Here is a 14320-nt window from a genome sequence, read left to right on the forward strand (position 1 = left end):
CACGACGTACGTCGCCTGCACCCGTGGGCGGCGCCGTCCCGGTTTCCGTCGCGGGTAAGCAGGCAGGCATGGCCAACGTCGTCGTTGTGGGCGCCCAGTGGGGCGACGAGGGCAAGGGCAAGATCGTCGACTGGCTCTCCGAGCAGGCCGACATCGTGGTCCGTTTCCAGGGCGGCCATAACGCCGGCCACACGCTCGTCATCGACGGCGTGACCTACAAGCTGGCGCTGCTGCCGTCGGGCGTCGTCCGCGGCGGCAAGCTCTCGGTCATCGGCAACGGTGTCGTGGTCGATCCCTGGCACCTGATCGACGAGATCGAGCGGATCAAGGCGCAGGGCGTGGACGTCTCGCCGTCTTCCCTGCGGATCGCCGACAACGCGACGCTGATCCTGCCGCTCCACCGCGAGCTGGATCATTTCCGCGAGACGGCCAATGCCGGACTGAAGATCGGCACGACCAAGCGCGGCATCGGGCCGGCCTACGAGGACAAGGTCGGCCGCCGCGCGATCCGGGTCGTCGACCTCGCCGACCCCGACGCGCTGCCGGCCAAGATCGAGCGCGTGCTGACCCACCACAACGCCCTGCGGCGCGGCCTCGGGATCGACGAGGTGAATGCCGAGGCGCTGCTGACCGAGCTGAAGGCGATCGCGCCGAAGATCCTGCCCTTCGCCGACACCGTGTGGTCGCTGCTCGACGAGGAGCGCCGGGCCGGCAAGCGCATCCTGTTCGAGGGCGCGCAGGGCGCGCTGCTCGACGTCGACCACGGCACTTACCCGTTCGTGACCTCCTCCAATATCGTGGCCGCGCAGGCGGCGACGGGCTCAGGCCTCGGCCCGGGCGCGATCGGCTACGTCCTGGGCATCGCCAAGGCGTACACGACTCGGGTCGGCGAGGGACCGTTCCCCACCGAGCTGTTCGACGAGATCGGCGAGACCATCGGCAGCCGCGGGCGCGAGTTCGGTGTCAATACCGGGCGCAAGCGCCGCTGCGGCTGGTTCGACGCCGTGCTGGTGCGCCAGACGGTCCGGACCTCCGGCATCCACGGCATCGCGCTGACCAAGCTCGACATCCTCGACGGGTTCGAGGAGATCCGCGTCTGCACCGGCTACCTGCTGGACGGCCAGCCCATCGACCATCTTCCGGCGAGCCAGGCCGCCCAGGCCCGGATCGAGCCGGTCTACGAGGTGATCCCGGGCTGGTCGGAGACGACCGCGGGGGCCCGCTCCTGGGCGGATCTGCCCGCGCAGGCGATCAAGTACGTCCGCCGGATCGAGGAGCTGATCGGCGCGCCGGTGGCGCTGCTGTCGACCTCGCCCGAGCGCGACGACACGATCCTCATGCACAACCCGTTCGAGGATTGACGCTTCACGCGCTATCCCGTTGACGACGCGCGTTTTCCGCGGCCCTGCCTGTATCCAGTCCGCGCGGGCTTGATCTAGAACGGGCTGGCGGCCGGGCGGTCCGTATCGCGATCCGCCCGCCGTCTCGAAGGCAACCGGCGCGCGGGCCCTGATCCCGCGCGGCGGGATACGACAAACCGGCCGACGGCCGCGACCGGACCTGTCGGGCGGGCGCGGACCTCGGTCCCCGGCCTCCGACCGGCTTTGCCGGACGGCGGCCGAAGGGGCGGACCAGAGTATCATGGCCGATTACTACCCGCTTCTGGCGCGCGCGCTCGACGCGCTGCCGGACCGAACGCCCGCCCTGCGCAAGGCGGTCTACGACCGCGCGCGCAACGCCCTGATCAGCCAGCTGCGCTCCCTCGATCCGCCGCTGTCGGAGGCCGATATCGATCTCGAGCGCCGGGCGCTCGACGCCGCGATCGAGCGGCTCGAGGTCGATCACGGCGGCCTCCCGGCCCCCGCCAACGATGCCGCGCAGGCGCCCGGGACGCCCGCTCCGGCCCCGGTTTCGGCGCCGCCACCAGCACCGGCCGTCCCCGCACCCGCCGCGCCAGAACCCGCCGTCCCCGAGCCGATCGTCCCCGCGGCGACGGAGCCGGAGATCCCGGAGCCGTCCCCGCCGGAGCCGGGATCCGGTCCCGCGCTGGCGCCCATCCTCCCGTCGGCGAAGCCGCCGTTCGCGGTGGCGGCCCGCGACGGGGATCGGGAGGCCGCGGACGGGCCGCGCGAGGCACCGATCCCGATCGCGCCGCCCCGTCCGGGCACGCCGCAGACGGCCGCGCCCGACACGGCCCCGCCGGTCGCCGAGACGTCCGGCGCTGGGACGTTTGCCGCCGAGGCGCCCGCCGTCGACGACCCTGACGCCGAGGCGGCCGAGGGCGCGGGCGGGCGTCAGCGTCCGCGGATCGAGGTGGTCCCCCCGCGCACCGGTCGGTCGCGCGTGCTGCGCAACGTCTTCGTGGGCGGTGTCCTGGCTGTGGTGATCGGCCTGATCGCCGTCGCGGCCTTCCTGCTGCGCGACCGGCCGCAGAACCTGCCGTCGAACGGCACGGAGACCGCGGACACGCAGCAGCCGGAAGGCGAGACCAAGTTCGGCGACCGGGTCGGCGGCGACGCCGCCCCGGCCCCCAAGGCCCCGACGCGCGTCGAGAACGGCGCGCCGGCACGGGCCGCGGCCACGCCCGCGCCGGCCGACGCGGGCGTCGCGGTCGCGCAGAGGGCGGAACTCGTCGAGGAGGCGACGGGGGCCGAGGGCGGTCAGCCGACCGTGACGCCGGGGCGGGTGACGTGGCGGCTCGAGACCGTCAACGGGGATCAGGGGCAGCCGGTCCAGAACGCCGTCGTCGCCACCGTGACCATCCCGGATGCCGGCCTGACGCTGGTGATGACCATCCAGCGCAATCTCGACGCGACCCTGCCGGCCTCCCACACGGTGAGCTTGGCCTTCAGCCAGAGCGGCAGCAACGCCGCGTCCAGAACCGTCCAAGATGTCGGGTTGCTCCAGGCCAAGGACGAGCAGAGCGCCCGCGGCTCGCCGGTCTCGGGCTTGCCGGTTCGGGTCCGCGACAACCTGTTCCTGATCGGCCTGTCGTCGCTGCAGAACGACGTCGAGCGCAACACCGACCTGCTCCTCCACCGGAACTGGTTCGACATCGCGCTGCGCTACACGTCCGGCCGCCGGGCGGTGCTGACCTTCGAGAAGGGCGCCGCCGGCGCCCAGGTGATGCAGAACGCCTTCGACGCCTGGCAGTGATCGGTCGACGGCGCCCGCCGTCCGAGCCCTGACCCGAACCGGCGGGCCCGGCGCGTCGCGCGCCGGGCGCGCGGCTCAGCGGGCCTCGATGCCGGTCCGGGGCAGCTCGCGGCTCGCGATGTTGCGCTTGACCGCTTCTTGCACCTTCTCGAAGGCGCGGACCTCGATCTGCCGGACGCGTTCGCGAGACACGCCGAACTCGCCGGAGAGGTCCTCCAGGGTGATCGGGTCCTCGGCGAGGCGCCGGGCCTCGAAGATGCGGCGCTCGCGCGGATTGAGCACACCGAGAGCGTCCTTGAGCGCGGAGAGGCGGTTCTGACCCTCCTGCTCCCGCGCCAGCACGGTCTCCTGGCTCGGGCTGTTGTCCACGAGCCAGTCCTGCCACTCGCCCTCGCCCTCCTCGCGCAGGGGCGCGTTGAGCGACGTGTCGCCGGACAGGCGCCGGTTCATGTCGATCACGTCCTGTTCGGGCACGCCGAGACGGGTGGCGATCTGCTTCACCTGATCGGGCTTGAGGTCACCCTCGTCGAGGGCCGAGATCTTGCCCTTCGCCTTGCGCAGGTTGAAGAACAGCTTCTTCTGGTTCGCGGTCGTGCCCATCTTCACGAGCGACCACGAGCGCAGGATGTATTCCTGGATCGCCGCCTTGATCCACCACATCGCGTAGGTGGCCAGACGGAAGCCCTTGTCGGGATCGAAGCGCTTGACCGCCTGCATGAGGCCGACATTGCCCTCCGACACGACTTCGCCGATCGGCAGGCCGTAGCCGCGGTAGCCCATGGCGATCTTGGCGACGAGGCGCAGGTGCGACGTCACGAGGCGATGCGCGGCCTCGCGATCGCCGGCGTCGCGCCAGGCCTTCGCCAGCGTGAACTCTTCCGACGGCTCCAGCATCGGGAACTTGCGAATCTCGTCGAGGTAGCGCGAGAGGCCACCTTCGTTGGCGAGCACGGGCAGCGTACCGGCCATGGCATTCTCCTGGACCTTATGTCCCCCTGTCGGGCGGACGCGACGGACAACAGTGCCGTCCACTCGGGCCGCTCTTGAGCCGACCCTGCCGGCCCCCCATCTCGTACGGGACGCCGGGGAGCCGGTCGCGGTCGATGACACCCACGTCGTCAACAACGCGCCACCGGCGATTTTGGTCGTACCATGTCACGATGTGACGCGGTACGGCGTGATCTTTCGCACGCCGCGACGCGGCGGTTACGGGCGCGGCGGCCCGTCCTCTTCCGCCCTCAGGGCCTGCACCAGCGCGGCCATATCGGGCGGTAGCGGGCTCTCGAACCGCAGCGTCGCGCCGGTCCGCGGGTGGCTGAAGCCGAGCAGTTCCGCGTGGAGTGCCTGGCGCCCGAGCGCCGCGAGGGCGGCGCGGGCCTCCGGCGTCAGGCGGGCCGCCTTTGTCCGGAAGGCGCCGCCGTAGACCGTGTCCCCGAGCAGGGGGTGTCCGCGATGGGTGAGATGCACGCGGATCTGGTGGGTGCGGCCCGTCTCCAGGCGGCAGCGCACGAGGGCGGCCTCGCGATACGCCTCGGCCACCGCGTAGTGGGTCACGGCGTGGCGCCCGCTCGCGTCCGAGACGACGGCGATCTTCTCCCGGTGGAAGCGCGACCGCGCGAGGCTGGCCTGGATCGTCCCGGCCCGCGGCTGGGGCAGGCCCCAGACCACGGCGGCGTAGGCGCGTTCCAGCGGTCCGGACCGGCCGTGATCGGCGAACTGGGCGGTGAGGCCCTGGTGGGCCACGTCGTTCTTGGCGACGACGATCAGGCCGCTCGTGTCCTTGTCGAGGCGGTGGACGATGCCGGGCCGGCGGACGCCGCCGATGCCCGACAGGCTGGCCCCGCAATGGGCGATCAGGGCGTTGACCAGCGTGCCGCTCTCGTGGCCCGGGGCGGGATGGACCACGAGGCCGGCGGGCTTGTCGATGACGATCAGGTCGTCGTCCTCGTGGACGATCGGCAGATCCGCGGCCTCGGCCACCGGCTCCGCCGGGGCTGCCGGGGGCACCGTGAGCACGATGCGCGCGCCCGCGGCGACCTTGGCGGCCGGGTCGAGCGCCGGGAGACCGTCCCGCTGAACCTGGCCGGTGCGGATCAGATCCTGCAGCCGGGCCCGGGACAGATCCGGGAACAGCGCGACCAGCGCCCGGTCGAGCCGCACGCCTCCCTCGGCCACGATCCCGGCCCGCTCGTCCTGCACGTTGTCCACCACGACCGCTATCCGCCCCCGATCTGACCCGCCGCGGCGGATTTCCTGACGAAGGCACTTGCTCCCCCGCCGAGTGGTGGCTATAGCAGCCCCGCGCCGCCGGAAAGCTCCCATCGTCTAGCGGTCTAGGACGTCGCCCTCTCACGGCGAAAACAGGGGTTCGATTCCCCTTGGGAGCGCCAGCGCGCTGGCAGTCACCAGAATCTGCGAACTTTCTCCAAGAAACCTGATCGCGCGGAAAGCCCGGCTCGTTCCGTGGGCGCTCCGCGCCCTCGAGGCACGCGCGTCGTCCAGCCGCTGAGCTTCTTTACAGGCGATGGTTTGCGCCGGCCCAGTCGCGACCTCCCGGGGGCTGGGAAGCTCCGGCGGGACGGGGCCGGGTGTCCCGCCTCACCAGAACCAGATGGCGCGTCCGGCCACCGCGTAGATGACGAACCAGAGGCCGATGGCGAGGGCGACAGACGCCACGACAAGGGCCGGATGAGGCCTCCTGCGGGTGCGGCCGGTACGAGCGGGGGCGATCTGATCCATGAGCGAGGCGGAAGCATCTCCGGCCGAACGCATGCCCGAAGGCTGCTCGCCCTGGGCGCTCGGGGCCCCGTGGATGCGGTCGGCGACAACGGTGCCTTACGACCAACATCCGCCGTCGCTGTCCTCATCAAAAGATGCCTTCGCGCCGATCGGATTGCCGGCTCAGCGCGTCGTGCGAATCTCCGATCGATCGCTGCCGAGCGTCGCAGCCTGTGATCGGCGGGGATATCGGGGATGGAACGCGATCCCCCCGACATAGGATGTTGCGCGGCGCAACCCATTAACACGGCGCGACTTTCCGCCGGGCATGATCGCACGATGCCTCAGCCTGCGAGTTCGCGATGCATTTCAGGATCCAAGCCACCGGACAGCATCTCTGGACCTGGGTGCTCCTCGACGAGACCGAGATGACGGTGGCCGAATCCGACCGGTCGTTTCCCTCCCGGACGCAGGCCTCGGCGGCGGCTCTGGCCTTCGCGAAGCTGGTCGCGCGCGCCAGCCGCTCGCTGAACGGGGGCGCGTCGAGCGGCCTGCTGTAGGTGATCGCGTCCGCTGCAACTCCGCTGCGGGTTCTCGCGCCGCGGCCGCAGTCGATCAGCGCCAGCGCTCCTTCATGCAAGCGAGCAGATGGACGGTCCGCATGCATCCCTCGCGATCCGACTGGGTGCGCGCGTTGCCCATGCAGGCATCCATTCCCAGGCGCAACAATTGACGATCGACGTCCGTCGTGCGGGCGCAGGAGAAGATCGGCTGAAAGCCCTCGAACCGGCTGACCTGCCAGAAGATCGCGACGAACGCCGTCAAGCAGAAGCCGAAGACCATTAGTCGGCTGTCGTAGAACCAGTGCCTACGCTCTCGGTTGTCGACGCCGCGCACGCGCATCCCTGTCCTCATCGCGCAGTCGTATGCCATCGTATCACGGACGGCTCCGCCCTGGCACAGGCGGGCCCCGCCACGCGGCGCGTGGCGTCGCGCGGGAAACACTCGGGAAACGGGATCTGGACTATGCGCCGCGGTCACCTCATCGCCCTGTGCCTCGCGCTGAATGCAGCTCGCGCATGGGCCCTGGATGCGCGAACGGTTCCTCCCACGCACGAACCGGAGCGGCCTCGTCCTGCCGAGAATGGCAGACAGTGGCGCAATTCGAGCGACGCGCGATCCGAGGCGAATGCGGCGGCGACCCTGCCGAGCGGCAACGTCGTGAGTCTCGACCAGCTGGCGGACCCGGTCGACAGCCCGCTCGTCGCCAAGTTCAGGGCCGTCCTGGCGACATACGATGATTTTGCCGCCCACGGTGATGGCAAGGCGTGGACAGAGTCCGCGGACGTGTGTCCCGCCATCAACGCCGCGTCGGCCTTCCTCGACGCCCGCGGAGGCGGGACCCTGGTCCTGCCTCCCGGCGTCGCCCGATGCGCGACGTCGCTGCGCGCGCCCAACATGTCCCGCATCAAGATCATCGGCCAGGGCGCAGGCGCCTTCTCCATCGCGGGAACCGAGCTGAAATGGGTCGGAGCGCTCGGTGTCGCGATGCTCGATCTTCGGAGCATGACACCCCAGACACCGGTGACCGCCGTGACGCTCTCGGACCTGACGCTGAACGGGAATGGACGAGCGAAGACCGGACTGCTCGTGCGCGGGCTGAAGAACTCCAGGATCGACATCATGGTGCGGGACACGACCGGTCCGGGCGTCGATATCGATGTCGACGAGGCTCGTGGTCCCCTCGCCAAGGGCCTCCTCACGGGATCCGTCTGGGCGGCGTTCACACCCGGTTCCGGCGGCCGGAGCGGGACCTACTCCGGTGTTCCCCTGGTCAGCGCCGGCATCGACACAGGAGAGGGCGCCAAAGCGACGATCACGGTCAAGGACGGGTCCGTGTCCACCATCGATGTTACGGAAGGTGGATCGAATTACGTGTTGGGCGATGTCCTGACTGTCCGGCCTTCCGACATCGGTGGGACGCGGGACGTAGCCATCACCGTTGCCAACTCCGGCAACGCCGCGTCCTCGTTCCTCGATACGTCGCAGAACGAGTGGAAGCTGCGCGTGACGCAGCAGGGCAGAGCGAGCCTGCGCGCGCAGGGCGTCCGTATCGGCCCTGGATCGCCTTGGCTCGACACCAACTCGAGTCAGTGGATCAACGTTCTGACGCTGACCCAAGAGGGAACAGGGTTCGAGATCGGCAACGCCGATACCAACGAGTTCATCTTCATCCGCGCCGATCGCGAAGGACGGACCGGGATCGGGATCGACCTGAAGGCCGGAGCCTGGACGTCGCCGTCCGCCGCGCGGGCCAATCGCTTCGGTACGATCTCCGCCACGGGCGGCCTGGTCGCGCGCGGGGGCGCTCGGCCGAGCGTCAGAAATGTCGTGGCCAAGTACAATACCGAGAGCGGTGAGGCGCCGCCGAAATGGGAAGATGGTGCGGGCGTCAATATTACCGATGACAGCGGCCAACCCATCGGGAATACGGGCTTTACGACGAACCTCGCGCGAACCGTCTACACGCCCGTCGTCGCCCGCGGTGGTACAGCCGCCGCGACTGTTTCGGCAACGGCCGATTACCGCCGATTCGGTCGCGAGATCCTCGGCATCCGGCTCGACGTCAAGGTGGTCGGCGGCTCGGGCTACATCACCGCATCGCTTCCTTGCCTGCCGTTCAAGGATACGGTCCTGACAGGATTCGACCGGGCGACCGGTCGATCCGTGCAGGGACGGATCGGTTTCGCCGATCCGAAAATCTACATCTACAGCATGGACGGGACGGTGCCGGCGACCGCCAATGCCCAGCCTCTGCTCACCGGCGATCTGGAATGCAAGGATTGACGCCCAAGCCAGCTTCCATGATCGCGGTCTGAAGTCGGCCGCAAAGCTCCTTTCCTGCGAGCGGGGAAGACCCGTCGATCAGATCCGACGCCCCGGAGGCAGGACAGCCCGGGCCAGTTCCTGGCCATCCGCACTGCGGCGAAGCACGATGGTCTGCTCCACGTCTTTGCGCAGCGGTGGAAAGAACGCGTATGTGAAGCCGTGATGCGCGTTGCCGATACCCGCCTCGCGTAGATCCGGACGAAATTTGCCCGCGATGACCGTATTCACGGTTGATTGATTGACGACGATGGCGATCACGGTCGGTGAGTGAGGGGTGGAGGGCGTGAAGGCCCAGCCGCGGATCCGGCTGTGGTCGGCCTCGTCGATGAAGCCCTGCAGCGATACGGGATCATGCCCTCCCGGCGACGCGGGCGTGCCGTGAGCCGGTGCAGATCCGGTCTGTGTCACCGCACCCATCGACAAGGCGGCGCGGGCGAAACCGCTTCGTCCTTCGGCAAGACCGTTCTGCAGAAAGTGGAGCAGCGGATTCTGTTCCGCGACAGCAACGTCCGGGTTCGCGGCCAGATAGCCTGTCGTGCTGAAACCTGGGCTCGGGTCACGCCCTTCCTTCCAGCCATGTTCGAGGAAGTGTTTCAGCGGATCCAGGCCGGCTTCGCGAACATCGGGGTTGCGATCAAGGTAGTAGGCCGGGTCGAAGCCGGGGAGCGGGTTGCCGAACAGGGGGCGGCGCTGATTGGATGAGAGGGGCAATCGGAACTTCATGGGCCATCCGAGCACGTCAGGGCTCGTGCTCGGTCTACCATTGCGGGTGAGGCCGCAAGCCCGGCGAACCGATTTCGAGGTGGCACGAAAGTCCCAGCGTCAGATGTGTCGCTGGCTCGCGGCGCGAGATCGATCTTGGGCCCCGCAGCTTCCGCGGGCTTCCGCGCTACGTCGATAGCTCCGCGTGTCGGTGGCTCGCTCCAGCCGCGAGCGTTGACCGTTCGCGGGGGACCGGATCCGATCCTCGCCATGCGCGATGGAGTGGAGGCGCGGTATTGCGAAGCGTCCGCCGCAGCCCATCGCGCATCGAGGCTGGTGGGTGCCGAGCCATCACCGGATCGAGACGTGATCTACGCGCCTGTCCGCGGTGCGTTTTCCGGTTGACGTCTGGCTACGATATGGAAGCCGAGTTCCGGATTGGCGTGTGCGTCCCAGTCGTAGGCGCGGGGATTGCCCGAGCCACGCGGATAGTCGCGAAGCTGGAACGGGCTCTGGACCGGGTCAAGTCCTGACGCCGCGAAGGCGGTCTCCCACCAAGTGCGATCGCGGATCGTCGCGTGAAACTCGTGACCCGCCGCGTCGCAATCCGCGAAGGTCGCGATGGAGGCCACCACGACTCCGCCCGGTCTCAGGTGCTGGTGCATCGAATGCAGCAGTGTGGGCAGGTCCGTTTCCGGTATGTGCTCGAACAATTCCCAGGCCGTCACCAGATCGAACTGCTGGACCGCGCCGGCGCCGTCCTCGACGCGAAACGGGAAACGTACGTCGGCAGTGAACAGCCGGTCCGGAATGGTGCGCCACTCGGCGCGCTGCTTTTTCCGCGACCAGTCCGAGCCCTCGATCCCGATCGAGAAATGTCCGCGCCGTGTGAAATCCCAGACGAGCCCTCCGCCGGCCGAACCGATATCGAGGTGACGCAAGGGGAAACCGAAATGGGTTTCGCACGCCGCGACGAAGCGGGGCGAGCGCGTGTTGTCAGCGGCTGTGCCTCGCGGAAACAGATGGTCAGGCGTGTCGCCGGCAAGCGGGTTCGCTGTCGCGACACGCAAGTCGACTGTTTCGACCGCGCTTCCTCTGATCAAAGTCTCCAAGATATCTCGCTGCCGATCCTCGCATTCGAGGACGAATCGATCGAATCGAGCCTTAAAGTTATTCCAATTGATCGAGTCATAGTAGCAGTGTGTCTGCAGCGCCGAGATGCGTCCCAAGAGATCGTCGAGCTTGGCGTCGATGGCCGCGACCCGATCGGAGAGTGGGAGGTCGGGCTGCTCGATAGTCGTCGCGCGAGCCGCGTCGCTGTTGTCCACCAACCCACTCCGTTAACGCGCACGAGCCCAACAGAACGACAGGCGTGATCGCGCATCTCCACTGTTCAGAGATATCCTAAGCCAAGCGGAGAGAGAAATACATTCATGTCAGGATTTCGGCGGAGCCGCCTGTGGACGAATCGCTGTATAATTGAGAAATTTCGCGCAGAAGTTAGTGTTTCAGATCGGATTCTTATATTATGAGATTGCTGATAACAACTCCGGGTTGATTTATGGCCGGGTTGCGCGGGGATGCTGTCATTGTGATTGGGCGCGCCGGATGGCCGACGGCATGGGACATCGGCGACGCATCCATTACGGGTCCGGGCGGCGGCGCCGGTGAGTTCCGATAGGCTTTCGATCAGACTGCGCGGTGCGTGGCGCGCGAGGTCCCGTCAGTCGACACGTGCAGGCTCACGAGATTGTGCCTCTCCGCGTGCGCCAGATCTCGCGATCCGAGCGCTCGACCGCGTTCCGATCGCTGGATGGACCATCGACCAGCTACCGCGCGAGACGGATTTCGGCGCCCTGTGTTCGCTCTTCACGCGGGATACTCGATCCGTCGGTCGCTCGAGTAGCGTTAATTTCAGCCCGTCCCGTCGAACGCGCACCGATTGTCAGGACGTTCTTGCGGACCGGAGTTTTGCCGTATACCCCACATCGGAGAGCCAACGCGCGATCGAGGGCCGGGGGGATGCCGCTGGTTGTCATCTTAGCCGCCCTGTGCGGCGGACTGGCTGTGCTTGCCTTTGGCTGGCAAACGTTCGGCTTCTACACGGTAATACTCGCGTCCTGTGTCGCCAGTGCAGCCGCCGTACTGGTGGGTGGCGGACTCGCGCTCCTGAAGGTCGCGAGGTCCCGGACTTCGCAGGATCCGGCGAAGATCTTCGACATCGACAGGCTCACGAGCGGCGACCGCAGCGACTTTCGGCTCGTTCCGCGGCGCCTCTACTTCGACATCGAGCACGGTCGCGAGATCATCAAGGACGAGATCGGCATCGAGGCAACGAGCATCGACCAGGCGCTCGACGACGCCCGGAGCGTGATCCGGGACATGGTCCAGGAGCTCGCCGACGAGGGCTACGCGGAGGACTGGGTGCTGGTCGTGCGCGATGCCAGAGGGGCTTCGGTCGCGCGCCTGCCCATCGAGCGGACGCCCGCGCAGACACGGCCCGACCGCCGCTCCGCCTGATCGATCGGGGGCCGCGTTCGCGTCCCCGCGATTGCTGGCTCGCGACGATGGCCCAGCATCCTGCGCTCGCCACCGGCGTCGCGCGTGTGTCAGCGCTCGCCCAGCTCGTGAAGCAGGCGGTCGCGGGCGCGGCTGACCCGGCTCTTCACCGTGCCCGCCGGGCACCCGATCACGGAGGCCGCAGCCTCGTAGGCAAGACCGTCGACGGCCACGAGGATCAGCGCCTCGCGATAGGCCGGGTCGAGCCGGTCGATCGCGGCCCGGACCTCCTGCAGACCCATGCTGTGCTCCTGGGCGGCCGGTTCGGAGAGGGTGATGGCGTGCGCGCCGTCGGGATCGGGGACCTCGAAGCGTCGCTTGCGTCGTCCGTTGATGAAGCCGTTGCGCAAGATCGTGAACAGCCAGGCCACCAGGCTCGTGCCGGGCTGGAAGCGCTGCCGGTGCTCCCACGCCTTGAGCAGCGTGAACTGCACGAGATCGTCGGCCTCGACGCCGTCGAACGTCAGCGACAGGGCGTAGCGGCGCAGGCGCGGCACCAGGGCGATCAGATCGTCCTTGAAAGCACCGGGAACCTGCCGTTCGGACTCGGCGGCATCCAGGGCCGCGGACAGGCGGCCCAGCACGCCGGCCAGCCGTGAGCTCATCTCGATCGGTGCAACTTCTGAATAGTACTGGCGCAGCCGATGACCGAGTTGCGCCTGGATATACGAGATGACGGGATCGGACGCGCCGGCCGGATCGCGCTCTTCGACAGCGGGCTTCACGGTGAAGCTCTGGGCTCGATGGGGTGGAGACAGCGTCGCGACGGGCACGACATCTCGCGGGAGGGCTGCGAACTTATCTCTGGTTGATCTCGACGACGTCAATGATGCAGGTATACCAGTGAAAATCGCGGATCGGGCGGAACCTGCTTGCGCGCAACCCGTTTGTGCCCCGCTGCGAGGGGCGCGGCGTCGAGGCGGCGGGGACCGGACGGATCGTGACGGCGGGTGTCGACAGGCATGAGCTCCGGCAGATCATCGCCGGCCTGAGCGAGGGCGTGATCCTGGTCGAGCCCGACCAGACCATCGCCTACGCCAACGCGGCCGCCCGGCCTGAGCGAGGGCGTGATCCTGGTCGAGCCCGACCAGACCATCGCCTACGCCAACGCGGCCGCCCTGGCGATGCACGGTGCCGAGAGCCTCGACGAGCTCGGCCCCACCGTCGACGCCTATCGCGACCGCTTCTGCCTCCGCTACCGCAACAATCACGAGCCGGAGAACTACCCGATCGAGCGCGTGATCGCCGGCGAGACCTTCCACGACGTGGTGGTCGAGGTCACGCGGACAGACCGGCCCGGTGTCGAGTTCGTTCACTCCCTCAGAGGCTTGGTCGCCACGGACCGCGACGGCAACCCGAGCTGCCTCGCGCTGATCCTGAAGGACGTCTCCGACCAGTTCGAGGCCGAGGAGCGGTTCGAGCGCACCTTCAACGCCAACGGGAGCCGCTTCGTGATCGTCGCCGGGCAGCCGATCGAGATGGGCGACGAGCCCTGCATGCTGTTCACCTTCGCGGACCTGGAACTGCGCCGGAAGGCCGAGGCCGCCCTGCGCCAGAGCGAGGAGCGCTTCGCCAAGGCGTTCAGGCTGACGCCGATCCCGACCGTGCTGGTGCGGGCCGAGGACGGCCAGGTCACGGGCGTGAACGAGGCGTTCAGCCGGGTCTTCGGCCTGGGCGAGGACCGCGTCGTCGGCCGCTCGCTGGAGGAGGCCGGCCTGTGGGTGACGTCGTCCCAGCGGGAAGCCTTCGAGAAGAGGCTGGTGAGCGAGGGCTACGTGCTGGGTACCGAGGTCTGCCTGCGCCACGAGAGTGGCGCGAACCTCGACTGCCTGGTCTCGGCCGAGCGGATCACGATCAACGACGCCGATTTCCTTCTTCTGGTGCTGCAGGACATCACCGAGCGCAAGCACTCCGAGCGGGAGCTGTTCGACGCGATCGAGACGGTGATGGCCGACACGTCGTGGTTCAGCCGCGGGCTGATCGAGAAGCTGGCGAACCTGCGCCGGCCTGGCCGGGAGGGCGGCGACGCGGGGGCGCCGAACCTGACCGTGCGCGAGCGCCAGATCCTCAACCTGATCTGCTCAGGGCTCAGCGACGACGCGATCGCGCGCAAGCTCGGGCTGTCGCGCAACACGGTGCGCAATCACGGCGCCGCACTGTACCGGAAGCTCGGAGTCCATCGGCGGACCGAAGCGGTTGTTTGGGGCCGGGAGAACGGATTTCCACTCCAGGGACCCGGTGGCTGAATTTCATTATACTGGTAATTTGGAACTATTGATCCACCAGACGTCGCCAT

12 protein-coding genes, 1 tRNA gene and 1 pseudogene are annotated in these 14320 nt (G+C 68.3%); 7 read left to right on the plus strand and 7 right to left on the minus strand.

Annotated elements, in window-relative coordinates:
* Window positions 1-68: 68 nt before the first annotated feature.
* Together ASG32_RS14755 and ASG32_RS14760 are read left to right on the plus strand one after the other, a co-directional pair.
* Complete coding sequence (locus tag ASG32_RS14755) at window positions 69-1361, plus strand: adenylosuccinate synthase (protein WP_020092844.1); 1293 nt, start codon at window positions 69-71, stop codon at window positions 1359-1361.
* A 280-nt stretch (window positions 1362-1641) separates the two neighbouring features.
* Complete coding sequence (locus ASG32_RS14760; RefSeq protein ID WP_056527396.1) at window positions 1642-3156, plus strand: hypothetical protein; 1515 nt, start codon at window positions 1642-1644, stop codon at window positions 3154-3156.
* A 75-nt stretch (window positions 3157-3231) separates the two neighbouring features.
* Here ASG32_RS14760 and rpoH read toward each other — a convergent pair whose 3' ends face one another.
* Entirely contained in the window at window positions 3232-4125 is an 894-nt protein-coding gene (gene rpoH, locus ASG32_RS14765) for an RNA polymerase sigma factor RpoH (protein WP_042672026.1), read from the minus strand.
* 237 nt (window positions 4126-4362) lie between these two features.
* Entirely contained in the window at window positions 4363-5367 is a 1005-nt protein-coding gene (locus ASG32_RS14770) for an RluA family pseudouridine synthase (RefSeq protein ID WP_199866122.1), read from the minus strand.
* A gap of 103 nt (window positions 5368-5470) precedes the next feature.
* Between ASG32_RS14770 and ASG32_RS14775 the strand changes: the two genes are divergently transcribed.
* A tRNA-Glu gene (locus ASG32_RS14775) sits at window positions 5471-5546 on the plus strand.
* A 208-nt stretch (window positions 5547-5754) separates the two neighbouring features.
* On the opposite strand, the gene ASG32_RS34695 is transcribed toward ASG32_RS14775, so the two are convergent.
* Entirely contained in the window at window positions 5755-5895 is a 141-nt protein-coding gene (locus ASG32_RS34695) for a hypothetical protein (RefSeq protein ID WP_020096364.1), read from the minus strand.
* A 341-nt stretch (window positions 5896-6236) separates the two neighbouring features.
* Here ASG32_RS34695 and ASG32_RS14780 point away from each other — a divergent pair, with 341 nt between their 5' ends.
* Complete coding sequence (locus ASG32_RS14780; RefSeq protein ID WP_020096365.1) at window positions 6237-6434, plus strand: hypothetical protein; 198 nt, start codon at window positions 6237-6239, stop codon at window positions 6432-6434.
* A gap of 55 nt (window positions 6435-6489) precedes the next feature.
* Here the strand turns inward: ASG32_RS14780 and ASG32_RS14785 are convergent, their stop codons facing one another.
* A complete protein-coding gene (locus ASG32_RS14785) occupies window positions 6490-6717 on the minus strand; it encodes a hypothetical protein (RefSeq protein WP_244491959.1) in 228 nt (75 codons plus the stop codon).
* A 183-nt stretch (window positions 6718-6900) separates the two neighbouring features.
* Between ASG32_RS14785 and ASG32_RS14790 the strand changes: the two genes are divergently transcribed.
* On the plus strand, window positions 6901-8721 hold the full coding sequence (locus ASG32_RS14790; protein WP_157861975.1) for a hypothetical protein: 1821 nt from the start codon (window positions 6901-6903) through the stop codon (window positions 8719-8721).
* A gap of 78 nt (window positions 8722-8799) precedes the next feature.
* On the opposite strand, the gene ASG32_RS35815 is transcribed toward ASG32_RS14790, so the two are convergent.
* Entirely contained in the window at window positions 8800-9486 is a 687-nt protein-coding gene (locus ASG32_RS35815) for a hypothetical protein (protein ID WP_199866123.1), read from the minus strand.
* A gap of 350 nt (window positions 9487-9836) precedes the next feature.
* Window positions 9837-10793, minus strand: coding sequence for a class I SAM-dependent methyltransferase (locus ASG32_RS14795; RefSeq protein ID WP_056527401.1), 957 nt, complete (start codon window positions 10791-10793; stop codon window positions 9837-9839).
* 694 nt (window positions 10794-11487) lie between these two features.
* Here ASG32_RS14795 and ASG32_RS32565 point away from each other — a divergent pair.
* Complete coding sequence (locus tag ASG32_RS32565; RefSeq protein WP_082557884.1) at window positions 11488-11985, plus strand: hypothetical protein; 498 nt, start codon at window positions 11488-11490, stop codon at window positions 11983-11985.
* Between the two features lie 89 nt (window positions 11986-12074).
* On the opposite strand, the gene ASG32_RS14805 is transcribed toward ASG32_RS32565, so the two are convergent.
* Window positions 12075-12851, minus strand: coding sequence for a sigma-70 family RNA polymerase sigma factor (locus ASG32_RS14805; protein WP_244491961.1), 777 nt, complete (start codon window positions 12849-12851; stop codon window positions 12075-12077).
* 113 nt (window positions 12852-12964) lie between these two features.
* Here ASG32_RS14805 and ASG32_RS14810 point away from each other — a divergent pair.
* A pseudogene (locus ASG32_RS14810) lies at window positions 12965-14270 on the plus strand (PAS domain S-box protein).
* The last annotated feature ends 50 nt before the right edge of the window (window positions 14271-14320 follow it).

Origin of the sequence: Methylobacterium sp. Leaf361, from assembly GCF_001424445.1 — a bacterium.
GTDB lineage: Bacteria > Pseudomonadota > Alphaproteobacteria > Rhizobiales > Beijerinckiaceae > Methylobacterium.

Excerpts from the sequence above, each read along its gene's own strand:
- ASG32_RS35815 (WP_199866123.1), bottom strand. The coding sequence starts at position 9,486 with ATGAAGTTCCGATTGCCCCTCTCATCCAATCAGCGCCGCCCCCTGTTC.
- ASG32_RS14790 (WP_157861975.1), top strand. The coding sequence starts at position 6,901 with ATGCGCCGCGGTCACCTCATCGCCCTGTGCCTCGCGCTGAATGCAGCT.
- ASG32_RS34695 (WP_020096364.1), bottom strand. The coding sequence starts at position 5,895 with ATGGATCAGATCGCCCCCGCTCGTACCGGCCGCACCCGCAGGAGGCCT.
- ASG32_RS32565 (WP_082557884.1), top strand. The coding sequence starts at position 11,488 with ATGCCGCTGGTTGTCATCTTAGCCGCCCTGTGCGGCGGACTGGCTGTG.
- ASG32_RS14785 (WP_244491959.1), bottom strand. The coding sequence starts at position 6,717 with ATGGTCTTCGGCTTCTGCTTGACGGCGTTCGTCGCGATCTTCTGGCAG.
- ASG32_RS14760 (WP_056527396.1), top strand. The coding sequence starts at position 1,642 with ATGGCCGATTACTACCCGCTTCTGGCGCGCGCGCTCGACGCGCTGCCG.
- rpoH (WP_042672026.1), bottom strand. The coding sequence starts at position 4,125 with ATGGCCGGTACGCTGCCCGTGCTCGCCAACGAAGGTGGCCTCTCGCGC.
- ASG32_RS14780 (WP_020096365.1), top strand. The coding sequence starts at position 6,237 with ATGCATTTCAGGATCCAAGCCACCGGACAGCATCTCTGGACCTGGGTG.
- ASG32_RS14755 (WP_020092844.1), top strand. The coding sequence starts at position 69 with ATGGCCAACGTCGTCGTTGTGGGCGCCCAGTGGGGCGACGAGGGCAAG.